Origin of the sequence: Pseudomonas sp. SWRI92, assembly GCF_014268685.1 — a bacterium.
GTDB classification, from domain to species: Bacteria; Pseudomonadota; Gammaproteobacteria; order Pseudomonadales; family Pseudomonadaceae; genus Aquipseudomonas; species Aquipseudomonas marvdashtae.
Window position 1 is genome coordinate 1 of record NZ_JABWQY010000017.1, and the last position, 23,587, is coordinate 23,587.

The following is a 23,587-nucleotide window of genomic DNA, read 5'->3' on the forward strand; positions in this document are numbered from 1 at the left end:
CACTCCGGCATTGCTCCGTGGGCCCGCCGCGAAGGGCCATCCATGGCCCAGCGCGGCTATCCCGGCATCCATGCCGGGATGCCCACTGCGCAATACCTGCGTTCGGCCAGCGTGGTTAACGGGGCGCCGAAATCAACGTCCACCGCGAGGCGGCCTGATAGCCGACCTGTTTCTTGATGGAATCGCGTTTCTCCTGTGAGAGCTTGCCCAGGATAACGATGGGTCAACTGGCATGGATGACGAAAGTACCTTGGTACTTCATTCCCACGGGAAATGCCGCTTTCTAGAGCACACCAAAACTCGTGGCGAGGGAGCTTGCTCCCGCTCGGCTGCGCAGCAGTCGTAAAAAACCACCCTGCGGTTTTCCAGATACACCTTGCTGAATGGTTTTGGGTCTGCTGCGCAGCCCAGCGGGAGCAAGCTCCCTCGCCACGGGGGTATCGTTTTCCTTAAGTGCAGCAGCAACGCTGCGGACTCGTCGCAAGCAGACTCACTCACAGGGGAAACGCGGACTCACCAAGAACCAGGTCGGCTCTAAGGCCGCCTCGTGGCGGACGTTGATCTCGGCGCCCCATTAACCACGCTGGCCGAACGCAGGCATTGCGCAGTGGGCATCCCGGCATGGATGCCGGGATAGCCGCGCTGGGCCATGGATGGCCCTTCGCGGCGGGCCCACGGAGCAATGCCGGAGTGCGGGCACACCGAGCCTAAGCGAGGGGCCGAGTGGTGGGGCAAAAGCGTTTTGCTTACTTTTACGCTTCATAAAAGTGAGTCGCTGTAAGAGCGAAACCGCCAGCAGCCGTGGCCGCAGCAATGGATATGTACTCAGTCAACAACGTCCCGCGAGCTGTCAGGCCGCCATCACGAGCAGGCTCGCACAAGATTTGTAGCCGGTCTGACAGACGCGGCGATTTTTCCGACGATGTTTTAAGGTTGCTGCTCGGAAGCGGTATCTCTAGCTTGTTCGTGTCGCTGCCCATTCAGCGATCGGGACTGCAAGCCCGCCGAATTTGTTAGGCGCCTAGCCGCGCCCCTATAATCCATGGCGCTTTTTGGTGCCATCGTTTTATGGTGGCTGTGTGCGGGAGACCTTCGGGTCTGCCGAGGTTGCCTAACGACTCGGTCTTGCAGACCCGCATACAGCTGCCACCTATCATCTGCAAGTGATGCTGGCGGTTCACATTTTCGTTAGGAGCACCACCATGATCAAAGAAACACCAAATCCCCCAACGCCTGGATCCACCTTCCCCTACAACGACCCCGATCCAGAAAAGCTCCAAGAGGCCGCAGACCGAGCACTCGATTACCACCTGGGCACCACTCCCGACCCCAAACCCAAGACCTCATCCACTCAAGTTTTCACCGTCATCGATACCCTCGACACCGAATGCCTACTCGCAAATCTCAGCGAAACCCTGGCCTCAGCCAGTGCCATGGTCAACGACCTGGCGTTCGATCTGGAAGGCTCTCGGCGACATGTCGCGCTAGGCGTGGTGCAGATGATCGACTTGAGTGAGTTGTTGGCCAATCGAGCGCTGGATCTCGTCGATCCCCGTTAGCTTAATCGGACCGTATTGTGGCGAGGGGATTTATCCCCGTTGGGCTGCGTAGCAGCCCCTCATACGCCCGCCGCCTCGGTTCATCATATTTTCGCATCGAGCCTTTTTGGGGTTGCTGCGCAACCCAGCGGGGATAAATCCCCTCGCCACAGAGTTGTGCGTTGAACTCGGAGACTTATTAATCCTTAAAAACAAAAAGCCCACCTTCCGGTGGGCTTCGTGTTCAGCGTTCAAGCATCCATCAAAACAGCTTCGTCTCTGGCGCTTTCTCCGCGATCGGCTCGTGCTTGCCGGTCTCGGTATTCCAACCGCCGCCCAGTGCCTTGTACAAATTGACCTCGCTGGTCAGCTGCGAAAGGCGGTCAGTGATCAGCGATTGTTGCGCGCTGAACAACTGGCGCTGGGCGTCGAGGAAGGTCAGGTTGCTATCGACACCGATGCGGTAGCGCCGCTCGGCCAGGCGGTAGTAGTCCTGGTTGGCGGCGACGAAGTCGGTCTGCGCCTGCAACTGCTCGTTGTAGGTTTGGCGCGCGGCCAGGCCGTCGGAGACTTCCTGGAATGCCGTCTGAATCGACTTCTCGTAGTTGGCCACGTTGATGTCTTTCTGGATCTTGGCGTAATCCAGGCTTGCCCGCAGGCTGCCGGCGTTGAAGATCGGCAGGTTGATTTGCGGAGCGAAGGTCCAGGTGCCCGAGCCGCCCTTGAACAGGCCGGACAGGTCCGGACTCAGGGTGCCGGCGTTGGCCGTCAGGCTGATGCTCGGGAAGAACGCGGCCCGCGCGGCGCCGATGTTGGCGTTGGCGGCCAGCAGGTTGCGTTCGGCCTGGAGGATGTCCGGGCGACGTTGCAGCAGGTCCGACGGCAACCCGGCCGGCACTTCGCTGAGCAGGTCATCGCTCAGCGGTTGGGTGCGCAGGTTGGCCGGCAGGCCGGTGCCCAGCAGCAGGGTCAGGCTGTTTTCATCCTGGGCCACCTGGCGGGTGTAGCGGGCCAATTGCACCCGGGCGTTTTCCACCGCCGTACGTGCCTGGCTCAAGTCCAGGGCCGAGGCCACGCCGACTTCGGCGCTACGCGAGGTCAGCTTCAGGCTTTGCTCGTAAGTGCCCAGGGTGTCCTGGGTCAGCTTGAGCAGTTCCTTGTCGGCCTGCCAGGTCAGATAGGCGTTGGCGACGTTGGCCACCAAGCTGATCTGCGTGCTGCGGCGGGCTTCTTCGGTGGCGAAGTAGTTTTGCAGCGCTTGCTCGCTCAGGCTGCGGACGCGGCCGAACAAATCCAGCTCATAGGCGCTGATGCCCAGTGTCGCCGAGTAGGAACTGGTGATTGCTGCTTCACCTGTTTGCGAGGCCCGTGCCGGCACCCGCTGACGGTTGCCGGAACCCGTGGCCGAGACCGCCGGGAACAGGTCCGCCCGCTGGATGCGGTATTGTGCGGCGTAGGCATCGATGTTCAGCGCCGCGACACGCAGGTCGCGATTGTTTTCCAGGGCGACCTGGATCAGCTGCTGCAACGCCGGGTCATGGAAGAACTGTTTCCAGCCTTGCTCGGCAGCGGCTTGGCCGGGTGCCTTGGCCGGCTCGTAGGCCGGACCTTGCGGGTACTGGGCCGCGACCGGTGCTTCGGGCCGCTGGTAGTCGGGAATCAGCGAGCAACCGCTGAGCACGACGGCGGCGATGGTCAGGGAAAGTAGCGACTTGCTCATTGGCCAGCCTCTTTAGAAGTTTCAGGAGTGTTGTCCTGGTCGATATTTTTGCGACGACCCATCGACGACACCGTCACGAAGAACAAGGGCACCCAGAAGATTGCCAGGATGGTCGCGGTGAGCATACCGCCAATCACGCCGGTACCGATGGCGTGCTGGCTGCCCGAGCCGGCACCGGTGGAGATCGCCAGCGGGACCACACCAAGGACGAACGCCAGGGACGTCATGATGATCGGTCGCAGACGCATCCTACAGGCTTCGATGGCGGCTTCCGTCAAGGTCTTGCCCTGTTCATGGAGCTCCTTGGCGAATTCCACGATCAGGATGGCGTTTTTCGCCGCCAGCCCGATGGTCGTCAACAAGCCCACCTGGAAGTACACGTCGTTGGACAAACCGCGCAGGCTTGTGGCCAGCAGGGCACCGATGATCCCCAGTGGTACCACGAGCATGACCGCGATCGGAATCGACCAGCTTTCATACAGCGCCGCCAGGCACAGGAACACCATAAGCAGCGACAACGCATACAACGCCGGCGCCTGGGACCCCGACAGGCGTTCCTCGTACGACAGGCCAGTCCAGGAAATACCGACACCGGCCGGCAGTTTCTTGGCGATGGCTTCCACTTCGGCCATGGCTTCACCCGTGGAGTAACCCGGAGCCGGGGCACCGAGGATTTCCATCGCTTCCACGCCGTTGTAACGGGCCAGTTTTGGCGAGCCGTAGATCCATTCACCCTTGGCAAACGCGGTGAACGGCACCATGGTCCCGGCGCTGTTGCGCACGTACCACTTCTTCAGGTCTTCCGGGCTCATGCGGGCGCCCGGCTGGCCTTGTATGTACACCTTCTTCACCCGGCCACGGTCGATGAAGTCGTTCACATAGCTACTGCCCAGGGCAATCGATAGCGTGTTGTTGATGTCCGAGAGGGTAATGCCCAGTGCGCTGGCTTTCTCGTCGTCGATTTCCAGTTGATATTGCGGTTCATCGTTCAAGCCGTTCGGACGCACCTGGGACAGGATCTTGCTTTGCGAAGCCATGCCCAGGAACTGGTTGCGGGCTTCCATCAACTTGTCGTGGCCGATACCGGCGCGGTCCTGCAGGAACACGTCGAAACCGGTAGCGTTACCCAGCTCCAATACCGCCGGCGGGGCGAAGGCGAACACCATGGCGTCGCGGAAGGAGAAGAAGTGCTGCTGCGCGCGCGCGGCGATTTTCGACACGCTGTTGTCGGCGTTCCGCTCGTCCCACGGACGCAGCATGATGAAGGCCATGCCGGAGCTCTGGCCACGACCGGCAAAGTTGAAGCCGGTCACGGTGAACACCGAAGCCACGCCGTCGCCTTCACCGCCATCCTTGCTCGGACGCAGCAGGAACTCACGCATCTTGTCCACCACCACCTGGGTGCGTTCGGCGCTGGAGCCGGCCGGTGTCTGCACCTGGGCGAACAGTACGCCCTGGTCTTCTTCCGGCAGGAACGCCGTCGGGATGCGGGTGAACAGCCAGACCATGCCGACCACGATGATCAGGTAAGCCAGCAGGTACGGCGCCTTGTGCTTGAGCATATTGCCCACGCCGCGCTCGTAGCTGCGGACGCTGCGGTCGAAATTGCGATTGAACCAGCCGAAGAAGCCGCGTTTCGGAGTGCCGTGCTCACCCTTCGGAATGGCCTTGAGCATGGTGGCGCACAGGGCCGGGGTGAAGATCAGGGCAACCAGCACCGACAGGGCCATGGCCGAGACGATGGTGATGGAGAACTGCTTGTAGATCACGCCGGTGGAACCGCTGAAGAATGCCATCGGCAGCAGTACCGCCGAGAGCACCAGGGCAATGCCCACCAAGGCGCCCTGGATCTGGCCCATGGATTTCTTGGTGGCTTCCTTGGGCGACAGGCCTTCTTCACTCATCACCCGTTCGACGTTCTCCACCACGACAATGGCATCGTCCACCAGCAAGCCGATGGCCAGCACCATGCCGAACATGGTCAGGGTGTTGATGCTGAAGCCAAACGCCGCGAGGATCCCAAAGGTACCCAGCAATACCACCGGCACCGTCATCGTAGTGATGATGGTGGCGCGGAAGTTTTGCAGGAAAAGGAACATCACCAGGAATACCAGCACGACCGCTTCGACCAGGGTTTCAACCACACCCTTGATCGATTCGCTCACCACCGGCGTGGTGTCATACGGGAACACCACTTCCATGCCTTGCGGGAAGAACGGCTTGAGATCGTCGATGGTTTTGCGCAGGGCCTTTGCCGTGTCGAGGGCGTTGGCGCCGTTGGCCAGTTTCACCGCCAGGCCGGATGCCGGGGAACCGTTGAACTGGGCGCTGATGCTGTAGTTTTCACCGCCCAGGCCCACATCGGCCACGTCGCCGACGCGCACTTGCGAACCGTCCGGGTTGACCTTGAGCAGGATCGCCTTGAACTGTTCGGCGGTCTGCAGACGGGTCTTGCCGATGATGGTGGCGTTCAGTTGTTGGCCGGGCAGGGCGGGCAAGCCGCCGAGTTGGCCGGATGAAACCTGCACGTTCTGCGCGGCGATGGCGGTTCTCACGTCCACCGGGGTCAGGCTGAAATTGTTCAACTTGGCCGGGTCGAGCCAGATCCGCATCGCGTACTGGGCGCCGAAGACTTGGAAGTCACCGACACCCGCGGTGCGCGAGATCGGGTCCTGCATGTTGGACACGATGTAGTTGGACAGGTCGTCCTTGGACATGCTGCCGTCGCGCGACACCACGCCGATCACCATCAGGAAGTTCTTCACCGCCTTGGTCACGCGGATGCCCTGTTGTTGCACTTCTTGCGGCAGCAGCGGGGTGGCCAGGTTCAGCTTGTTCTGCACCTGGACCTGCGCAGTATCGGAGTTGGTGCCCTGCTCGAAGGTCGCGGTAATGGTCATGCTGCCGTCGGAGTTACTTTCCGACGATACATAACGCAGGTTGTCGATGCCGTTGAGCTGTTGCTCAATGACCTGGACCACGGTGTCCTGCACGGTTTGTGCGGACGCGCCTGGGTAAGTCACCTGGATCGCAATGGCTGGCGGCGCGATGCTCGGGTATTGGTTGATCGGCAACTTGAGGATAGATAGAGCACCGACCAGCATGATCACCAGGGCGATCACCCAGGCGAAAATCGGACGGTCGATAAAGAATTTCGACATGGTTTACTCCCCTTTGCCGCCGGCGGCTTTGTCAGCTGCCTGAGCGGGGGCCGGGTTCTTTGCGCCAACGTTGGTGGCTTCGGTGGCTTTGACTTCCACCCCTGGCCGCACGTACTGCAATCCTTCGGTAATCAAGCGATCGCCGGCCTTGAGGCCGTCTTCGATCAGCCACTGACTGCCCACGGTACGGCTGGCCTTGAGCTGGCGCAGCTCGACCTTGTTGTCCGCACCCACGACCAATGCGGTCGGCATGCCCTTGAGGTCGCGGGTCACGCCTTGCTGCGGCGCGAGGATCGCCGCGCTGTTCACGCCGGCCTGCAGTTGCGCATGAACGAACATGCCTGGCAGCAGCGTGTGGTCAGGGTTTGGGAACACGGCGCGCAAGGTCACCGAACCGGTGGTCTGGTCAACCGACACCTCGGAAAATTCCAGCTTGCCCTCGTGCGGGTACTGGCTGCCGTCTTCCAGGGTCAGCTTGACCATGGCGGCGTTGTCGCCAGCCTTTTGCAGGCGGCCGCTTTCGAGTTCACGGCGCAGTTGCAACAGCTCGACGGAGCTCTGCGTTACGTCGACGTAGATTGGGTCCAACTGCTGGATAGTCGCCAGCGCATCGGCTTGGCCGTTACTGACCAGCGCACCCTCGGTGACCGAGGAGCGACCGATACGACCGGAGATCGGTGCATAGACCTTGGTGTAGCGCACGTTGATCTGGGCCGTCTGCAGATTGGCTTCCGACTCCAGGCGATTGGCCACGGCGGTGTCGTATTCCTGGCGGCTGACGGCCTGTTCGTCCACCAACTGCTTGTAGCGGTCGGAAATCGACTTGGTGGAACGCAGGTTCGCCTCGGCGCTCTTGAGGGTAGCTTCATAGACGGCTGGGTCGATCTGGTACAGCTGTTGGCCGGCCTTGACGTCGGCGCCTTCCTTGAACAGGCGCTTGAGAATGATCCCGTTGACCTGTGGCCGTACTTCCGCGACGCGGAACGCGCTGGTGCGGCCCGGCAGTTCCGAGGTCAAGGTAAAGGGTTGGGTCTTGAGGGTTACAACGCCGACCTGAGGGGGCGGTGCGGCAGGTGCCGCCTCTTCCTTTTTACATCCGCTGAGCAGCGATGCCAGGGCGATGGCAGTAACCAGAGCGGTAACAGCTGGCTTGAATTGCATGGAAATCCTCGGGTCCAGGCGCGTAACGGGCGCGCTCGAAAGTGAAAGATGAAAAAAGAGCGAGATACGCAATTAGTAGGATGCTAAGAAATATACTTACGTACACGGTTGTTTGTAAACAGCCAAATTGCGTACCATCCGAATTTACAAAAGCCTGACAAAGGCTGATGCAGACCGGGGACGCGTTCCGACAGACGCTGCCTCATAGAGTGTCCTGCTGATCCTTACGCATTGCTTACGCATCCTGATTGAGGTGTTTACTGCCATGGTTCGTCGTACCAAAGAGGAGGCCCTGGAGACTCGCAGCCAGATACTCGAGGCGGCTGAAAAAGCGTTTTTCGAACGAGGCGTGGCGCGTACGACGCTGGCCGATATTGCCACGCTCGCCGGTGTGACGCGCGGCGCGATCTACTGGCATTTCAGCAACAAGGCGGACTTGCTCCAGGCCATGCTCGATACCTTGCATGAGCCGCTCGATGAATTGGCCCGCGCCAGTGAAAACGAAGAGGAGCTTGACCCTCTGGGGTGTGTGCGCAAGCTGCTGGTGCGGTTGTTCCAACAGGTGGCCCTGGACCCGAAAACCCGACGCATTAATGAGATCCTGTTCCATAAGTGCGAGTTCACCGATGAAATGTGTGACTTGCGACAGCAGCGACGAGAGGTCAGCCTCGATTGCAATGTGCGAATTGCGCTGTCGTTGCGCAATGCAATGAAACGCGGCCAGCTGCCCCATGACCTGGACCCGGAAAGGGCCGCCGTGGCGATACACGCCTACATCGACGGCATCCTCTACCAATGGCTGTTGGCCCCCGACAGCTTCGCATTGGCGGGCGAGGCCGAGCGCTGGGTGGAAATCGGGCTGGATATGCTGCACCTGAGCCCCAGCCTGCGCAAATGAAACAAAATGGGTAAATGAGTCGGTTTGTGTCAACGCTGCGCGCGAAGGTGCTTTTATAAACCGACGCTGGCGCAGTTAACAGACAATCGACCGCCAATTTTGTAGGAAATTTGTTTCATCCACGAAAGACCATTCGACCAGGCATCCCGAACGAGTAGGCGGGCGCCGCGCCAGCCTGTCCGGCGAGGCGGTTTTTTCTTCAGGTCAACGCAAGTTCCACGGTGAAACGATAAGGTTCGTCACTCTGCGCGTATGTGATGCGCTTCGCGCAGGTGATTGGGGTCGCGCCAGTGGACACGACTGTCGTTGTCCGGAGGGGCGTCAGTGTCGGTGAAAAGACGCCAAAAGACGTAGCGACGCGCAAGCCAACGTCTAAACGGAAACCATGTGTGCTGTCACCGAATCCAATAAAGTGTCGGTAGATATCTTTAGTGCGGCTTCCCAGTTCCCTGATGTAGTTAAAGTCGAGTTTGAACGTCAGGAAACTCCATGGGCGTATCCCAATATAATCTCGCATGTCGGCATTTAAGTTGAGATTGTCTTTGTTCGCTGCAAAGGCATGCTGGGTATAGTTGTTGATCCTTATAACCAGGCGGGTTTGTTTTTGGCGAAGACTTTCTCTTTCCCATATCTCGACCTGGTTGTCTGCTTCATCTTTTTCCCGTGCCTGTTTTGCCAATGCCCGGAGCACCTCCATGTGATCATCCGTGCCAAGGGAGGCGGCGTATTTGCGCAAGATTTCCAGAGGCGCGTAGTTGAAATTTTTGAGTAGCTCATCAAGAGGGCCGGCGTCGGCCTGATGCGCGCTTTTAGTGGAGAGATTCATGTCGAGTTCCGTCTCAATATGGAATGAAATTGTGCGCTGATAAAAATCGTTTGATCTTGCCTGCGGAATAAATATGGTTAATCCAAAGGCTTTTGAATAGCCTGGAAACTTGACCGGATGTTAAATCAAATAAAAAAGCCCTGACGCTTGGCGTCAGGGCTTTTTGTCGTTGCGGCCGCTTATTAAAGCACTGGGTAGTCGATATAACCCACCGGGCCTTTCCCATAGAATGTTTCCGGGTGCGGCTCGTTCAACGGGGCATCAGCTTTCAAGCGCGCCGGCAGGTCCGGGTTGGCAATGAACGGCACACCGAAGGCCACGGCGTCGGCCTTGCCTTCGGCCAGCCAGGCATTGGCGCTCTCTTTGGTAAAGCGTTCGTTGGCGATGTACGGGCCGCCGAATGCTTGCTTGAGTTGTGGGCCGATGCTGTCTTCGCCTTCTTTTTCCCGGGAGCAGATGAAGGCAATGCCACGCTTGCCCAATTCACGAGCCACGTAGCTGAAGGTTTCCAGGCGGTTCTCGTCGCCCATGTCATGGGAGTCGGCACGCGGTGCCAAGTGCACGCCAACCCGGCCCGCGCCCCAGACTTCGATGGCGGCGTCGGTCACTTCCAGCAGCAGGCGCGCACGGTTTTCCAGGGAACCGCCGTAGTTGTCGGTGCGCTGGTTGGTGCTGCTTTGCAGGAACTGGTCGAGCAGATAGCCGTTGGCGCCGTGGATTTCCACACCGTCGAAACCGGCGGCCTTGGCGTTCTCGGCACCTACTCGGTAGGCGTCGACGATGTCGGCGATTTCAGCGGTTTCCAGTGCGCGCGGCGTTGGGTAGTCGGCCAGGGGACGGACCAGGCTCACATGGCCCTTGGGTTGGATCGCGCTAGGCGCTACCGGCAGTTCGCCGTTCAGGTACGAAGGGTGGGAGATCCGACCCACGTGCCACAGTTGCAGGAAGATCTTGCCGCCCGCGCCGTGGACCGCTTTGGTGATGTTGCTCCAGCCACGCACCTGGTCATTGGACCAGATGCCGGGGGTGTCCGGGTAACCCACGCCCATCGGCGTCACCGAAGTGGCTTCGCTGAGGATCAATCCGGCGGAGGCACGCTGCACGTAGTATTCGGCCATCAGCGCGTTGGGCACACGGCCCGCGTCAGCGCGGCAGCGAGTCAGCGGAGCCATGATGATGCGGTTCTTCAACTCGATGTCGCCGAGTTTGATAGGGTCGAAAATTGTCGCCATGAATCAAAACCTCATGAATGAATGGGTAAACAGTCAGTGGGTAGCAGGCGCCAGGTCGGCATTGCCGCCCTGGCGGAAAGTAATCAAGGTCACCAGCAGCGCCAGCACGGCGAGCGCGCCAGCAGCCAGGGGCACGGCGGTCAGGCCCAGGCCATGGGCGATGACGCTGCCGCCGACCCAGGCGCCCAAGGCGTTGCCGATGTTGAAGGCGCCGATGTTCAAGGTGGAAACCAGGTTCGGTGCATCTTTGCCGAAGGTCACCACGTTGACTTGCAGCGCCGGCACCGCGGCGAAGCACGCCGTGGCCCAAAGGAACAGGGTGATTTCAGTCGGGATCAGCGCCACGCTGGTCCAGCTCAGTACGGTGGACACCACGGCCATGGTGATGAAGACACCCATCAAGGTGTTCGCCAGGCTCTTGTCCGCCAGCTTGCCGCCGATGATGTTGCCCAGGGTCAGGCCCAGGCCGATCAGCACCAAGGTCCAGGTCACGCCACGGGGCGATACGCCGGTCACTTCACCCAGCAGCGGCGCGACATAGGTGAACAGGGTGAACACCGAGGCTGAGAACAGCGCGGTCATGCTCAGGGACAGCCACAGACCTGCACCCTTGAGCGCCACCAGCTCCGAACGCATGTCGAGTTTTTCCTCGTCGCGCTTGGCCGGCAGGAAGCGGATCAGGCCGATCAATGCCACGACGCCAATGACGGTCACCGCCCAGAAGGTCGAGCGCCAACCGGCTTCCTGGCCCAGGGCGGTGCCCAACGGTACGCCGAGCACGTTGGCCAGGGTCAGGCCGGTGAACATCAGGGCCACCGCCGAAGCACGCTTGTTAGGCGCTACCAGCCCGGCTGCCACCACCGAACCGATGCCGAAGAACGCACCGTGGCACAGCGCGGTAACGACCCGGGCGAACATCAACACGTTGTAGTCACTGGCGATGGCGCAAAGCAGGTTGCCAACGATGAATATCCCCATCAACACCACCAGCGCGGCCTTGCGCGGCAGTCGCGCAGTGGCCAGGGCCATGAACGGCGCTCCGATGGCCACGCCGAGGGCGTAGCCGGTCACCAGCCAGCCGGCGCCGGGAATCGAGACGCCCAGGTCCGCCGCGACATCGGGCAACAGGCCCATGATGACGAATTCCGTCGTGCCGATGGCGAAGGCGCTCAGCGCCAGGATGATGAGTGAAAGGGGCATGTCGAATCCTTGTCAGGTCAGAGCTCTTGGCTCATTTGCTTGAGGAACTGCTGGATAACGTCCTCGTTGCGTTTGAAGAAGTGCCATTGACCGACCTTCTGGCTGGTAATCAGCCCCGCCCGTTGCAATACCGCCAAGTGCGCAGACACCGTGGATTGCGACAGGCCGCAACGCTGGTCGATCTGCCCGGCGCAAATGCCAAACTCGTGGTTGTGCAACTGTTCGGGGAACTGGACCTTGGGGTCCTTGAGCCAGTTGAGGATGTCTCGCCGTACTGGGTGCGCCAGGGCTTTTATTATTTCGTCGAGGTCGAGGGTCATGGGCTGCTCATTTGAATAACGCTATATCGCGATGAGGCGAACCTTAAATCGTTACTTCGCGATATACCAATATGTATTTGATCTGAATACCAAACAAATCGCTATATCGGGTTATAACGATACAGGCGCAGCGATGCTAAGCTGCCCGCCATGAACTATCTCGCACACCTGCACCTCGGCGGCCCCGGCCGGGAACAACTGCTCGGCAGCCTCTATGGCGATTTCGTCAAAGGGCCCCTGCAAGGGCAATACCCTGCGCAGATCGAAGCGGCGATTGCCCTGCATCGACGCATCGATATGTACACCGATCGCCATCCGCTGGTGGACATCGCCTTATCGCGCTTCTCCACGGTGCGGCGGCGTTATGCCGGGATCGTGCTGGACGTGTTTTTCGATCATTGCCTGGCGCGGGATTGGACGCTGTACGGCGAAGGGCAGTTGGTTGACTTCACTTCCCGGGTCTACCAGGTCCTCGCCGCCGAACCCCAACTGCCAGGACGCTTGGCGCAAATCGCGCCTTTCATGGCAGCGGATGACTGGTTGGGGTCCTATCAGCAATTTCAGGTGCTGGGACAGGTGTTGCGCGGCATCTCGCGACGCTTGTCCCGGCCCGAAGAACTGGCCGGGGCGATGGAGGAGTTGGTCAGGCTTTATGAGCCGTTAAGCGAGGACTTCCGGTTGTTCTACCCGCAGCTTCAGGATTTTGTGCAGAACCACTCGGCAGCGCAAGACTGAAGGGATCAGGCCGCAATCGCAGGCCGCATCGGCACGTGTTGCTTCTCGGGTATCGCGCCAAACAATGCCTTGTGTACCGCCTGCTGCGCCTGGAATGCCAGCGCTGCTCGTTCCTGGCCGTGGCAGGCGATAGGTTCGAGCAAATGGATTTCCACGTCGCCACGATCGTTGGCAAACAGACGCATCAGGTGCGATAGCAGATCGTCATCGCCCACAAACGGTGCCAGCAAGTCGATTTCGCCATCGCGCAGGTAACGGATCGCCACCGGTTGCAAGGCGACGTCGGCGTCGATGGCCGCCGACAACAGGCGCCCATGAAAGGTGCGCAGGGTCCGGCCGTCAGTGGTGGTACCTTCCGGGAACATCAGTAGCGGATGGGCTTGTTCCAGGTGTCGGCTCATCTGCTTGCGGATCAACTGGCTGTCGCCGGAACCACGACGGATGAACAGGCTGCCAGCCTTGGCGGCCAGCCATCCGGCCACCGGCCAGGTGCGCACTTCAGCCTTGGACAAAAACGATAACGGAGCGAGCATGCCCAGCAACGGGATGTCGGTCCATGACACATGGTTGCTGACCCACAGCATCGGCTGTTTCGGCAGATGCCCGTGAACGGTCACGCGAAAGGGCAGGGCATTGCTCAGCCGCGCCATGAAAAACCGCGACCAGCGCTGGCGGCGCACCATCGAATGAGCGAGCCCCAGGCGTTCCAGCAAGCCGAACACGCTGGCCATGGCCAGGCCCAGGGCGACCACCAATAACACTCGCGCGATTCGCGCGTAGATCCGCAGCCGGCTCATCAGACCGCCGCCTTGAAGTGACGGGCATAGCGCGGGCAGAGTTCGTCGCGCTTGAGCAGGATGAACACGTCCGCCACTTGGAAGTCCTCGTCCCAGCACGGCTCGCCGCAGATTTTCGCGCCCAGGCGCATATAGGCCTTGAGCAATGGCGGCATCTCGGCGATGACGTTGGACGGCACGTCCAGGGCCGGCAAGGGTTTTTTCGGCACCGCTTGCAGGTGTTCGGTGCACAGGTAGCGTTCGCGCAGGCGCTGCATGATCGCCTGGGCCTGGATGCCGCCGTCCTGCATCGGAATGCTCGCGCAGCCCATCAAATAGCTGTAGCCGCCTTCGTTGAGGACTTCGGCCAATTCGCCCCAGAGCACCGCGATGGTGCCGCCGTTGCGGTACGCCGGGTCGACGCAGGTGCGGCCGATTTCCAGGATCGGGCCCTTGAGCTGGACCAGCCCGTGGAGGCTGAACTCTTCTTCGCTGTAGAACCGGCCCAGGCTGCTGGCCGCCTGGTGATCGAGCAAGCGGGTAGTCGCCACGAGGCGGCCGGTGTTCAAATCGCGTACGCCGATGTGGGCGCAGTGAACATCATAGTCATCCATGTCCAGACCCATCTCCGCGCCCTTGAGCTTGGCGTTGAATTCGCCGCTGAAGACGTTGAAGCGCAGGGCCTGGGCTTCTTGCAAGGCGTGGGCGCCAATCAGGCGTTCGGCTTGCAGGCGGCGTTCATTGCCGGTGTCGCTGATGCGGGCGATCTGAGTCATAGCGAATCTCCGTGCGGGCTGTGGACCCGTCTTGGGTGGCAGCCAATCGACTTTCTTTATGCAGCCATGTTGTGCAAAGTCAGGCTATGTAGCCCCGGTGTCATCGCCATGAAGCTTTGGTGATGCTTATATGACAGCCCTCCAAGGAGGCCCTTATGCCCTGGCAAACCCTGATCGAACGCGGCGAGCGGCTGGCTGCTTTTCCCGACCTGGCGGACGGTTATTCGACCTTGCTGCAGCGCCTGGGGCCTGTCACGCCGTTCGAGTTGGCCGTGACCGGCGCACGATTGATGGCCACGCCGGGGTTGGCTTTCCTGGTGGGCTATCAAGCGGCGCTGCGGGTGCTCTGGCCGAGCGCTCCGCACAGCCTCGGTGCTTTGTGCGCCACCGAACGGCGCAGCCTGCGCCCGGCGGACATGCAGACCCGTCTCGTCGACTTGCGCTTGAATGGGCGCAAGGATTTCGTCACCGCTGGCGACGCCGCCGAATGGCTATTGATCGCGGCGCGAAGCGAGGCGCCCGGCGCAGCGCCTCGGTTGAGCCTGGCGGTGGTTTATCCCGGCGAGCCCGGCGTGACGCTGGAAACGCTCCCCGCCATTGCCCTGATGCCGGACATCAGCCACGGCCGGGTTTTGCTCGATGGCGCGTTATGCGAGTTGCTGGCGGGAGACGGCTGGGACGCCTACGTCAAACCCTTCCGGACCCTGGAAGACCTTTATGTTCTCAGCGCAATGACCGCGTGGCTGTATGGCGTGGGCCAGGAATGCGCCTGGCCCCAGGTCTTGCAACTGCGTCTGTTGGCGTTATTGGCCGGTTGCGCCGAGGTGAGCCGCCATAACCCGTCCAGCGCCCCCGGGCACGTGCTGCTCGGCGGGTTGTTCGCCCAGTTCGAAGGGCTCGACAGCGAACTCAACGATGCCCTGGCCGCCGGGCCTGCGACGTGGCGCGAGATGTGGGCGCGAGACAAAGGGGTGATGGCGATTGCAGCGGGGGCACGGACCAAGCGGCTGGCCAAGGCGCTGGGATAGGCAGCCGAGCGAAACATCTGCTGCTGGGGAATATCCAAACTGTCATCGAGCCTGATTAGGCTTTGCAGGTTCAACCCCGCGAGCGCCCAAGCATGTCCAAAGGCTGGTTGCTGATCCTGTTGCTGCTGCTCAACCTGAATGCCCACGCCGAAGACTGGCCCGGCGAGCAGTGGCCGACCGCTCCGATGCCCACCGGGCCGGCCATCGAAGCCTTGGAGCACTACGCCTTCGCGCCTCGGGACGATGCGACCCGCCAAGGCATCCGCACCGATGCGCTGCTGGTGATCCACGATGGTCGGCTGGTCTACGAACGCTATGCGGGGGCCACTCGCGCGGACACTGCGCACCTGGCCTGGTCGATCAGCAAAAGCCTGCTGGCGACGGTCTACGGCGTCGCCTATGGCGAAAAGCTGTTTGCCTTGGAGGATCCGGCAGCCAACTACTATCCGCCATTGAACCGGCTGGCGCGCATGACCCTGGCCGACCTGTTCCACTGGGCGTCCGGCCTGGACTGGCAAGAAGACTACGAATACGCGCCGCTCAATTCCTCGGTGGTGGCGATGCTCTACACCCGTGGACGCCACGACATGGCGGCATTTACCGCCGGGCACGACAGCTTCAGCCCGCCCGGGCTGGCGTTCCGTTACTCCAGTGGCGACAGCAACCTGCTGGCGGCGGCGCTGAAAAACATCGTCGGTCCGGCGCGATATGCCGATTATCCGTGGACGGCCTTGTTCGAGCCGCTGGGCATTCGTCACGCGACGTGGGAAACCGACCCCAGCGGCACGTTCGTTGGTTCGTCCTATGCCTATCTCACCGCGCGCGACCTGGCGCGGGTCGGATTGTTGATGCAGCGCGAAGGCCGCTGGGGCGGGCGGCAACTGATTCCCAAGGATTGGATCGCGTTCAACCGCGAGCCTTTCGCGCACTTTCAGGCCGGCCAGGACGAAGCCGTGCCGGGCGGGCACTGGTGGCTCAACCGCGCCGTCGATCCGACGATCCACCCCTGGCCCGATGCGCCGCCGGATACCTTCGCCGCGCTGGGCCATTGGGGCCAGGCGCTGTACGTCATCCCCAGCGCCCGATTGGTGATCGTGCGCTACGGCGATGACCGCGACGGCAGCTATCGCCATAACGAACTGCTCAAGCGCGCCATGGCGGCGTTCGCCGGGACGGTGCAACCATGAGGCGCAGCGTATTGCTGACCTTGCTGTCGGTGCTGCTCATCGCGCTGTTCGGCTGGATGTGGCTGGAGCGGGTGGCGTTGCGGGCCTTTCCCGACATCATCAGCGCCTACACCGCCAAGGAATATTGCTCGTGCCGCTATGTGATGCAGCAACCGGCCGAATATTGCCGGGGCTATGTGAAGCAATCGGTGCCCACCAGCGAATTCCTCGAAACGGCGCAAGCGAAACGCATCACCGTCAGCGGCTTGGGGCGTAGCCACAGTGCACGGTGGATAGGCGAGCGGCAGGGGTGTCGGTTGGAGTAAATCCAGAAACGACTCCTGCTGTTGTCGAAACAGACAGTTTGCAAGCGCCCTCGGCCCGGTTAAGGTTCGCCACAGGTTTATCTGCCCCCCGAGTGTGTATGTTCAAGTGGTTTCTCCCTCACGCTGTCGCGAGCTTGCTGCTGGCCTGCATCGCGCTGCCGGCCCAGGCCGACTGGTACCTGGACGGCGAGTCGTCACGGCTATCGTTTATCAGCAGCAAGAACGGCAACGTCTCCGAGGTCCAGCGGTTTCTCGTGCTTCACGGCCAAGTCCAGCCCAAGGGGCTGGCGCGGTTGGAAGTGGAGCTGGAATCGATCAACAGCGGCATTGCGCTGCGGGACGAGCGCATGCGCGCCGATCTTTTCGAGGTCAAGCAATTTGCCGAAGCCACGGTCACCGCGCAGCTCGACCTGATGCCGATCCAAGACCTGGCCAACGGTGCGCAACTGGAACTGCGCTTGCCGGTGACGGTGGACTTGCATGGCAAGCAGCATGAATACACCGTCGAATTGCTGGCGACGCGCCTGGACGAACGCCGTTTCCAAGTCGTGACCCTGGAGCCGCTCGTGCTCAATGCGGCGGATTTCGGCCTGGCGCCGGGTCTGGAAAAGCTTCGCGGACTGGCCGGGTTGTCGGCCATCAGCCTCTCGGTGCCGGTAAACGCGGTGCTGATTTTTACGGCGCGCTGACGTGAGCGGCCCGGTATTTCCCTGGCGCGAAGGCAACCGTTTCGAGCTGTTGATCGACGGTCCACAGTTCTTCCCACGCATGCTGGTGGAAATCGCCCGTGCCCAAGAGCAAGTCGAGCTGGAATTGTATCTGGTGGAGGCGGGTGCCTGTGCCGAGGCGATGGTCCAAGCCCTTGTCCAGGCCGCCCAACGTGGCGTTCGCGTGCGTTGCCTGTTCGATGACTACGGCAGCCTGGCGTTTACCCTGAGCTTGCGCAATCGCCTGGTCGAGGCCGGGGTCGAGCTGCGTTTCTACAATCGCCTCAGCTGGCGTCGCTGGGTGCGCAACCTTTACCGGGATCATCGCAAGTTGCTCTTGGTCGATCAGCGCCTGGCGGTGGTAGGCGGCACCGGGGTGACCGATGAATTCTGGAATCCCCTGGATGATCGCAGCGACTGGCACGAGGTGATGGTGGAAATCGTCGGCCCGCTGGTGCTCGACTGGCAGTTGCTGTTCGACCGTCAGTGGCTCGCCAACCGCCATCGCCAAGCCTGGAAACCCGCTTCCAATTTCGGCTTGCCGCGTCTGCCCCGCGTTCCGCCGATGGGTGAGGGCATGGGCCGGGTAGCCTATGCCGACGCCCGCCAGCACCGTGACATCTTGCAATCACTTTCCCGGGCGCTGAACAGCGGCCAGAAACGCATCTGGATGGCCACGCCGTATTTCCTGCCGACGTGGAACGTGCGCCGTTCGTTGCGCAAGGCCGCCGCCCGGGGCATCGATGTGCGCCTGCTGCTGACTGGCCCGCGCACCGATCACCCGTCCGTGCGCTACGCCGGACATCGTTATTACCCGCGCCTGCTCAGGGCTGGCGTGAAGATCTACGAATACCAGCCATGCTTCCTGCATCTGAAGATGGTGCTGGTGGACGATTGGGTCAGCATCGGCTCGTGCAACTTTGACCACTGGAACCTGCGCTTCAATCTGGAAGCCAATCTGGAGGCGCTGGATTGCGGACTCAGCAAGGCCGTGGCGGCGAGTTTCGAACGGGACTTCGAACAGAGCCTGCAAGTGAGCCTCGACGCCTGGCAGCGTCGGCCATTGTGGAAGCGCTTCAAGCAGCGACTGTGGGGGCTGGTGGATCGGGTGGTGGTGAATCTGCTGGATCGGCGGGGTTAAGCGTCCGTCGATAAACCTGGGGCGCGAGCGGGCTCGCTCCCCAGGGTCAGCGGCATGGATGAGTCAGAGCAACTCAAAGCTCTGCTGCTTCACGTCCTGGGAGTCCAGGCCGATCTGCACGTTGAACTTGCCCGGCTCGGCGGCGTACTTGAGCTGGGCATTGAAGAACTTCAGGTCGTCTTCGGTGATGGTGAAGTGGATGACCTTCTTTTCGCCGGCCTTGAGCATGACCTTGCGGAAGTTCTTCAGCTCTTTCACCGGACGAATGATCGAGCCGGTCACGTCCTGCAGGTATAACTGCACCACGGTTTCACCGTCACGTTCGCCGGTATTTTCCACGGTGATGCTGGCATCGAGCTTGCCGGTCTTGTTCAGCGTGGTGGACGACAACGCCATGTCCGACAGGCTGAACGTGGTGTAGCTCAAGCCGTAGCCAAACGGATAGAGCGGGCCAGTGGTGTCATCGAAGTACTGCGACGTGTAGTTGCCCGGCTTGCCCGGCGTGAACGGCCGGCCGATGCTGAGGTGGTTGTAGTAGGTCGGAATCTGCCCGACCGAGCGCGGGAAGGTGATCGGCAGCTTGCCCGACGGGTTGTAGTCGCCGAACAGCACGTCAGCGATGGCGTTACCGCCCTCGGTGCCGCTGAACCAGGTTTCCAGGATCGCATCGGCCTGTTGCTTTTCTTCGAGCAACGACAGCGGACGGCCATTCATCAGCACCAATACCAGCGGTTTGCCGGTGGCTTTCAGCGCCTTGATCAGCTCGCGCTGGCTGGCCGGGATGTTCAGTTCGGTGCGGCTCGACGATTCATGGGACATGCCACGGGACTCGCCCACGGCGGCCACGACCACGTCCGCTTCCTTGGCGGCTTTCACCGCTTCATCGATCAACACTTGGGCCGGGCGCGGGTCGTCCACCACTTCTGGCGCGTCGAAATTCAGGAAGTTGAGGTAATCGAGCACCTTCTTGTCGCCGGTGATATTGGCGCCACGGGCATAGATCAGCTTCGACTCGCCGCCCAACGCGCGGGTCATGCCGTCGTACACGGTGACCGATTGCGCAGGCCGGCCAGCGGCTGCCCAACTGCCCATCATGTCGATCGGCGCCTTGGCCAGCGGACCGACCAGGGCGATTTTCGCGGTTTTCTTCAGCGGCAGGGTCTGGTTGCGGTTTTCCAGCAGGACCAGGCTGCGGCGCGCCACGTCACGGGCATCGGCGCGGTGCATGCGGCTGTCGGCGTAGACGTCGGCCGGGTCATCTTCGGCCTTGCCGATGCGCAGGTACGGGTCCTTGAACAGGCCCATGTCGTACTTGGCGGCGAGCACTTCGCGCACGGCGTTGTCGATGTCGCTCTGCTCGATTTCGCCGGCCTTGAGCAGCCCTGGCAGCTCCTTGCCGTAGAGCGAATCGTTCATGCTCATGTCGATGCCGGCCTTGATCGCCAGTTTTGCCGCTTCGCGACCGTCCCGGGCGACGCCGTGCTTGATCAACTCGAAAATCGCGCCGTGATCGCTGACCGCCAGGCCCTTGAAGCCCCATTCCTTGCGCAACAAGTCATTCATCAGCCAGGTATTGGCGGTGGCCGGCACGCCATTGATCGAGTTCAGTGCGACCATTACCCCGCCCGCGCCGGCGTCGATGGCGGCGCGATAGGGCGGCAGGTAGTCCTGGTACATTTTCACCGGGCTCATGTCCACGGTGTTGTAGTCCCGGCCGCCTTCCACCGCGCCATACAGGGCGAAGTGCTTGACGCTGGCCATGATGCTGTCGGCGGCGTTGGCGCCGCTGCCCTGGAACGCCTTGACCATCACCGCGGCAATGCGCGATACCAGGTAAGTGTCCTCGCCAAAGCCTTCAGAGGTCCGGCCCCAACGCGGGTCGCGGGAAATATCGACCATGGGCGCGAAGGTAATGTCCAGGCTGTCAGCCGCCGCTTCCTTGGCCGCGACACGACCGGAGCGGTAGATGGCGTCCATGTCCCAGCTCGAGGCCAGGGCCAGGGGAATCGGGAAAATGGTGCGATGGCCGTGGATCACGTCATAGGCGAAGAACATCGGGATCTTCAGCCGGCTGCGCATGGCCGCGTCCTGCATCGGACGGTTCTCATCACGGGTGATGGAATTGAACGTGCCGCCAATGTTGCCGGCGGCGATTTCCTTGCGGATCATCTCCCGGGGCATTTCCGGGCCGATGCTGATCAGGCGCAGTTGACCGATCTTTTCCTCAAGGGTCATTTGCTTCATCAGGTTGCTGACGAAAGCGTCCTTGTTCTCTATGGGGGCTGGCACGTTGTCGGCTAATACGGATTGACTGGCCAGGGTGACAAACAGGCCCAGCAAACACAGCTTCTTCATGAATAGTTTTCTCGCAAGCCTAAAGGGCGGTGATCAGTACGCGCCGGTCAGCCTAAATGTGAGGAGCGGCTATTGTTGTTCGGGTGTTATCCAGCTAAATGCAGCACACTTTCGAACCTGTGCCGATGAACTTAGTTTCGCACCGCGCATCTTTTAGCCCATACACCTGATTCGATCCAGTGCGGCGGCGATTATGCCCCAGACGCCGGTAAGATAGGTGGCGGTGTTTTTTTAATGCAATGCAAGGGAGAGCTTCACCTGATGAATCCACGACTGAATCACCGCAGCGCGCTGCAGATGCTGGCCCTGATGCTGTTCACCACGCTACTGGCCGGTTGCGGCATCAATAATATTCCGACGCTGGATGAACAGGCGAAGGCGGCTTGGGGCCAGGTGCAGAACCAGTATCAGCGCCGCGCCGACTTGATCCCCAATCTGGTGGCGACCGTCAAGGGCTACGCCCAGCATGAGCAGGAGACCCTGACCGCTGTGGTTGAAGCGCGTGCCAAGGCCACGTCGATCCAGGTCGATGCCAGCACCTTGGACAATCCGGAAAAACTCAAGCAGTTCCAACAGGCCCAGGACCAACTGAGCGGCGCGTTGAGCCGACTGATGGTGGTGGTCGAGCGCTACCCGGACCTGAAGGCCAACCAGAACTTCCTGGCGTTGCAATCGCAACTCGAAGGCACCGAGAACCGTATCGCCGTGGCGCGCCGCGACTTTATCCTGGCGGTGCAGAAGTACAACACCGAAATCCGTACCTTCCCCGGGCGCCTGTGGCACAGCGTGATGTACAGCGACTTGCCGGTTCGCGAGACCTTCGAGGCCACCAGCCCGAACGCTGAAAAAGCGCCTGAGGTGAAGTTTTGATGGAGCAGCTTCAAGTTCCAAGCTGCAAGCTTCAAGCTCAGGCAACGGGTACTGCTTGCAGCTTGAGGCTTGCAGCTCAATGCTTGTTTGCGCTGTTGCTCTGGGTATTTGCAGTCACGGCCCAGGCCGATTTGAAATTCCCGGCGCTGACCGGGCGGGTGGTGGACAGCGCCCAGATGCTCGAACCGTCGGTTCGTACGCAACTCGATGCGCAGCTCAAGGCCCATGAACAGGCCTCTGGCGAACAGCTGGTGGTGGTTACCCTGCCGGATCTGCAAGGCGCGACTATTGAAGATTTCGGCTATCAATTGGGCCGCCATTGGGGCATCGGGCAGAAAGACAAAAACAACGGCGCGCTGCTGATCGTGGCGCGCGATGACCGTAAACTGCGGATCGAAGTGGGCTACGGCCTGGAGGATCGGCTGACCGATGCCCAGAGCTCGGTAATCATCAACCAGGTGATCACCCCGGCGTTCAAGACCGGCAACTTCAACAAGGGCATCAGTGACGGCGTCGCGGCGATGCTCGTGGTCTTGGGCGGCAGCCCGCTGGACGAGCCGGCCCCGGTATACAGCGCGGACGGGCAGGATGAGGGCGACTTCATCGAGCGCCATCCGGGGCTGTTCATCTTTCTGGCGATGCTGTTCATCCTGACCATATTCGTTTGCCAGGTACTCGGTATCCTGCCGAGCGGCGGCGGCTCCGGCGGCGGCTCCCGAAGCAGCGGTGGCGGTTTCGGTGGCGGAGGGGGCGGCGGCTTCAGCGGTGGCGGTGGCAGTTTCGGAGGCGGCGGTTCGTCGGGCGGCTGGTGACAATCATAATGAGCAGGCATTTTTAACCATGGCATTACTGACTGAACACGAACAACGCAAAGTGGCCGAGGCCATCGCCCGGGTCGAGTGCGACACCGATGCCGAACTGGTCACGGTGCTTGCTGCCCGCGCCGACGATTACGCCTACATCCCGCTGCTGTGGGCCAGCTTGCTGGCGCTGGTGGTACCCGGAGTGCTGCATTACCTGACGGGATGGCTGAGCATGCACAGTTTGTTGTGGGTGCAATGGAGCAGCTTCATCGTGTTGTGCCTGCTGTTTCGGATTCCCTTCATCACCACGCGCCTGATCCCGCGCTCCGTGCGCCATTGGCGAGCCTCCAACCTGGCGCGCCGGCAATTTCTCGAGCAGAACCTGCACCACACCGTGGGCGGCACCGGCATGCTGATCTTCGTCTGCGAGGCCGAGCGGTATGTGGAAATCCTGGTGGACGAAGGCATTTCCAAGCGACTCGACAACCAGCACTGGGATGCCATAGTCGCGGCGTTTACCCAGCAGGTTCGCCAGGGGCAGACCTTGGAGGGCTTCGTGACGTGTATCGAAGCCTGCGGCGAGCTGCTCAAGGCGCATGTGCCGGTAACGCATGCGCGCAATGAACTGCCGAATCGGTTGGTGGTGTTGGGCTAACAAAACCTCTGTCGAACACCGTTGTGGCGAGGGGATTTATCCCCGATGGGGGCGCAGCCCCCTTTAGCCGATAACCGGTTACGGCAGCGAGACCTATTACCTGTTTTGGGTCTGCTGCGCAGCCCAACGGGGATAAATCCCCTCGCCACAGGAAATTCCCCGTGCCCTGGCATCCCATCCCCCCTAAAATACC

The 23,587-nt window shown here is 61.2% G+C and carries 21 protein-coding genes; 11 read left to right on the plus strand and 10 right to left on the minus strand.

The window, feature by feature from the left end:
* The first annotated feature begins 1,202 nt into the window (after positions 1-1,202).
* A complete protein-coding gene (locus HU762_RS21565) occupies positions 1,203-1,559 on the plus strand; it encodes a DUF6124 family protein (protein WP_186640460.1) in 357 nt (118 codons plus the stop codon).
* 241 nt (positions 1,560-1,800) lie between these two features.
* Here HU762_RS21565 and adeC read toward each other — a convergent pair whose 3' ends face one another.
* From adeC to HU762_RS21580, 3 genes are read right to left on the minus strand one after another with little or no spacing between them, the layout of a single operon-like run.
* On the minus strand, positions 1,801-3,258 hold the full coding sequence (gene adeC, locus HU762_RS21570) for an AdeC/AdeK/OprM family multidrug efflux complex outer membrane factor (protein ID WP_186640462.1): 1,458 nt from the start codon (positions 3,256-3,258) through the stop codon (positions 1,801-1,803).
* Positions 3,255-6,419, minus strand: coding sequence for an efflux RND transporter permease subunit EmhB (emhB, locus tag HU762_RS21575; protein ID WP_186640464.1), 3,165 nt, complete (start codon positions 6,417-6,419; stop codon positions 3,255-3,257). Before emhB ends, adeC begins: the two co-directional genes overlap by 4 nt.
* 3 nt (positions 6,420-6,422) lie before the next feature.
* Positions 6,423-7,580, minus strand: a complete 1,158-nt coding sequence (locus HU762_RS21580; protein WP_186640466.1) for an efflux RND transporter periplasmic adaptor subunit — start codon at positions 7,578-7,580, stop codon at positions 6,423-6,425.
* A gap of 265 nt (positions 7,581-7,845) precedes the next feature.
* Between HU762_RS21580 and HU762_RS21585 the strand changes: the two genes are divergently transcribed.
* Entirely contained in the window at positions 7,846-8,478 is a 633-nt protein-coding gene (locus HU762_RS21585) for a TetR family transcriptional regulator (protein ID WP_186640468.1), read from the plus strand.
* Positions 8,479-8,677: 199 nt separating this feature from the next.
* Here HU762_RS21585 and HU762_RS21590 read toward each other — a convergent pair whose 3' ends face one another.
* The 4 genes from HU762_RS21590 to HU762_RS21605 all read right to left on the minus strand — a co-directional run bounded on the left by HU762_RS21590 (position 8,678) and on the right by HU762_RS21605 (position 12,056).
* The gene (locus tag HU762_RS21590; RefSeq protein WP_186640470.1) at positions 8,678-9,304 is read right to left on the minus strand and encodes a hypothetical protein; all 627 of its coding nucleotides are present in this window, start codon (positions 9,302-9,304) and stop codon (positions 8,678-8,680) included.
* 182 nt (positions 9,305-9,486) lie between these two features.
* The gene (locus HU762_RS21595) at positions 9,487-10,536 is read right to left on the minus strand and encodes an alkene reductase (RefSeq protein ID WP_186640472.1); all 1,050 of its coding nucleotides are present in this window, start codon (positions 10,534-10,536) and stop codon (positions 9,487-9,489) included.
* Between the two features lie 33 nt (positions 10,537-10,569).
* Positions 10,570-11,736 carry an MFS transporter gene (locus HU762_RS21600; RefSeq protein ID WP_186640474.1) on the minus strand — a complete coding sequence of 389 codons (1,167 nt, stop codon included), beginning with the start codon at positions 11,734-11,736 and terminating at the stop codon, positions 10,570-10,572.
* Between the two features lie 17 nt (positions 11,737-11,753).
* Entirely contained in the window at positions 11,754-12,056 is a 303-nt protein-coding gene (locus HU762_RS21605; RefSeq protein ID WP_014336977.1) for a metalloregulator ArsR/SmtB family transcription factor, read from the minus strand.
* Positions 12,057-12,206: 150 nt separating this feature from the next.
* Between HU762_RS21605 and HU762_RS21610 the strand changes: the two genes are divergently transcribed.
* Complete coding sequence (locus tag HU762_RS21610; protein WP_186640476.1) at positions 12,207-12,791, plus strand: ACP phosphodiesterase; 585 nt, start codon at positions 12,207-12,209, stop codon at positions 12,789-12,791.
* Positions 12,792-12,796: 5 nt separating this feature from the next.
* On the opposite strand, the gene HU762_RS21615 is transcribed toward HU762_RS21610, so the two are convergent.
* Positions 12,797-13,588, minus strand: a complete 792-nt coding sequence (locus tag HU762_RS21615) for a lysophospholipid acyltransferase family protein (RefSeq protein ID WP_186640478.1) — start codon at positions 13,586-13,588, stop codon at positions 12,797-12,799.
* Positions 13,588-14,343 (minus strand): L-ornithine N(alpha)-acyltransferase, encoded by a 756-nt coding sequence (gene olsB, locus HU762_RS21620; RefSeq protein WP_186640480.1) that lies wholly within the window; start codon positions 14,341-14,343, stop codon positions 13,588-13,590. The genes HU762_RS21615 and olsB overlap by 1 nt, the downstream gene beginning before the upstream one ends.
* A 155-nt stretch (positions 14,344-14,498) precedes the next feature.
* Between olsB and HU762_RS21625 the strand changes: the two genes are divergently transcribed.
* The 5 genes from HU762_RS21625 to HU762_RS21645 all read left to right on the plus strand — a co-directional run bounded on the left by HU762_RS21625 (position 14,499) and on the right by HU762_RS21645 (position 18,711).
* A complete protein-coding gene (locus tag HU762_RS21625; RefSeq protein ID WP_186640482.1) occupies positions 14,499-15,371 on the plus strand; it encodes an acyl-CoA dehydrogenase in 873 nt (290 codons plus the stop codon).
* A gap of 92 nt (positions 15,372-15,463) precedes the next feature.
* Positions 15,464-16,558: a serine hydrolase gene (locus HU762_RS21630; RefSeq protein WP_186640484.1), complete on the plus strand. Its 1,095-nt coding sequence runs from the start codon at positions 15,464-15,466 to the stop codon at positions 16,556-16,558.
* Complete coding sequence (locus HU762_RS21635) at positions 16,555-16,863, plus strand: amidase (protein ID WP_186640486.1); 309 nt, start codon at positions 16,555-16,557, stop codon at positions 16,861-16,863. The genes HU762_RS21630 and HU762_RS21635 overlap by 4 nt, the downstream gene beginning before the upstream one ends.
* Before the next feature lie 98 nt (positions 16,864-16,961).
* Complete coding sequence (locus HU762_RS21640; RefSeq protein ID WP_186640488.1) at positions 16,962-17,552, plus strand: YceI family protein; 591 nt, start codon at positions 16,962-16,964, stop codon at positions 17,550-17,552.
* A gap of 1 nt (position 17,553) precedes the next feature.
* Complete coding sequence (locus tag HU762_RS21645) at positions 17,554-18,711, plus strand: phosphatidylserine/phosphatidylglycerophosphate/cardiolipin synthase family protein (RefSeq protein ID WP_186640490.1); 1,158 nt, start codon at positions 17,554-17,556, stop codon at positions 18,709-18,711.
* A gap of 63 nt (positions 18,712-18,774) precedes the next feature.
* On the opposite strand, the gene bglX is transcribed toward HU762_RS21645, so the two are convergent.
* Positions 18,775-21,066 carry a beta-glucosidase BglX gene (gene bglX / locus HU762_RS21650; protein WP_186640492.1) on the minus strand — a complete coding sequence of 764 codons (2,292 nt, stop codon included), beginning with the start codon at positions 21,064-21,066 and terminating at the stop codon, positions 18,775-18,777.
* A gap of 261 nt (positions 21,067-21,327) precedes the next feature.
* Here bglX and HU762_RS21655 point away from each other — a divergent pair, with 261 nt between their 5' ends.
* From HU762_RS21655 to HU762_RS21665, 3 genes are all read left to right on the plus strand, one after another.
* The gene (locus HU762_RS21655; RefSeq protein WP_186615082.1) at positions 21,328-21,936 is read left to right on the plus strand and encodes a LemA family protein; all 609 of its coding nucleotides are present in this window, start codon (positions 21,328-21,330) and stop codon (positions 21,934-21,936) included.
* A gap of 83 nt (positions 21,937-22,019) precedes the next feature.
* On the plus strand, positions 22,020-22,748 hold the full coding sequence (locus tag HU762_RS21660) for a TPM domain-containing protein (RefSeq protein ID WP_225923591.1): 729 nt from the start codon (positions 22,020-22,022) through the stop codon (positions 22,746-22,748).
* A 28-nt stretch (positions 22,749-22,776) separates the two neighbouring features.
* Positions 22,777-23,394: a TPM domain-containing protein gene (locus HU762_RS21665; protein ID WP_186640496.1), complete on the plus strand. Its 618-nt coding sequence runs from the start codon at positions 22,777-22,779 to the stop codon at positions 23,392-23,394.
* Positions 23,395-23,587 lie beyond the last annotated feature (193 nt).

Excerpts from the sequence above, each read along its gene's own strand:
- HU762_RS21565 (WP_186640460.1), top strand. The coding sequence starts at position 1,203 with ATGATCAAAGAAACACCAAATCCCCCAACGCCTGGATCCACCTTCCCC.
- adeC (WP_186640462.1), bottom strand. The coding sequence starts at position 3,258 with ATGAGCAAGTCGCTACTTTCCCTGACCATCGCCGCCGTCGTGCTCAGC.
- emhB (WP_186640464.1), bottom strand. The coding sequence starts at position 6,419 with ATGTCGAAATTCTTTATCGACCGTCCGATTTTCGCCTGGGTGATCGCC.
- HU762_RS21580 (WP_186640466.1), bottom strand. The coding sequence starts at position 7,580 with ATGCAATTCAAGCCAGCTGTTACCGCTCTGGTTACTGCCATCGCCCTG.
- HU762_RS21585 (WP_186640468.1), top strand. The coding sequence starts at position 7,846 with ATGGTTCGTCGTACCAAAGAGGAGGCCCTGGAGACTCGCAGCCAGATA.
- HU762_RS21590 (WP_186640470.1), bottom strand. The coding sequence starts at position 9,304 with ATGAATCTCTCCACTAAAAGCGCGCATCAGGCCGACGCCGGCCCTCTT.
- HU762_RS21595 (WP_186640472.1), bottom strand. The coding sequence starts at position 10,536 with ATGGCGACAATTTTCGACCCTATCAAACTCGGCGACATCGAGTTGAAG.
- HU762_RS21600 (WP_186640474.1), bottom strand. The coding sequence starts at position 11,736 with ATGCCCCTTTCACTCATCATCCTGGCGCTGAGCGCCTTCGCCATCGGC.
- HU762_RS21605 (WP_014336977.1), bottom strand. The coding sequence starts at position 12,056 with ATGACCCTCGACCTCGACGAAATAATAAAAGCCCTGGCGCACCCAGTA.
- HU762_RS21610 (WP_186640476.1), top strand. The coding sequence starts at position 12,207 with ATGAACTATCTCGCACACCTGCACCTCGGCGGCCCCGGCCGGGAACAA.
- HU762_RS21615 (WP_186640478.1), bottom strand. The coding sequence starts at position 13,588 with ATGAGCCGGCTGCGGATCTACGCGCGAATCGCGCGAGTGTTATTGGTG.
- olsB (WP_186640480.1), bottom strand. The coding sequence starts at position 14,343 with ATGACTCAGATCGCCCGCATCAGCGACACCGGCAATGAACGCCGCCTG.
- HU762_RS21625 (WP_186640482.1), top strand. The coding sequence starts at position 14,499 with ATGCCCTGGCAAACCCTGATCGAACGCGGCGAGCGGCTGGCTGCTTTT.
- HU762_RS21630 (WP_186640484.1), top strand. The coding sequence starts at position 15,464 with ATGTCCAAAGGCTGGTTGCTGATCCTGTTGCTGCTGCTCAACCTGAAT.
- HU762_RS21635 (WP_186640486.1), top strand. The coding sequence starts at position 16,555 with ATGAGGCGCAGCGTATTGCTGACCTTGCTGTCGGTGCTGCTCATCGCG.
- HU762_RS21640 (WP_186640488.1), top strand. The coding sequence starts at position 16,962 with ATGTTCAAGTGGTTTCTCCCTCACGCTGTCGCGAGCTTGCTGCTGGCC.
- bglX (WP_186640492.1), bottom strand. The coding sequence starts at position 21,066 with ATGAAGAAGCTGTGTTTGCTGGGCCTGTTTGTCACCCTGGCCAGTCAA.
- HU762_RS21655 (WP_186615082.1), top strand. The coding sequence starts at position 21,328 with ATGAATCCACGACTGAATCACCGCAGCGCGCTGCAGATGCTGGCCCTG.
- HU762_RS21665 (WP_186640496.1), top strand. The coding sequence starts at position 22,777 with ATGGCATTACTGACTGAACACGAACAACGCAAAGTGGCCGAGGCCATC.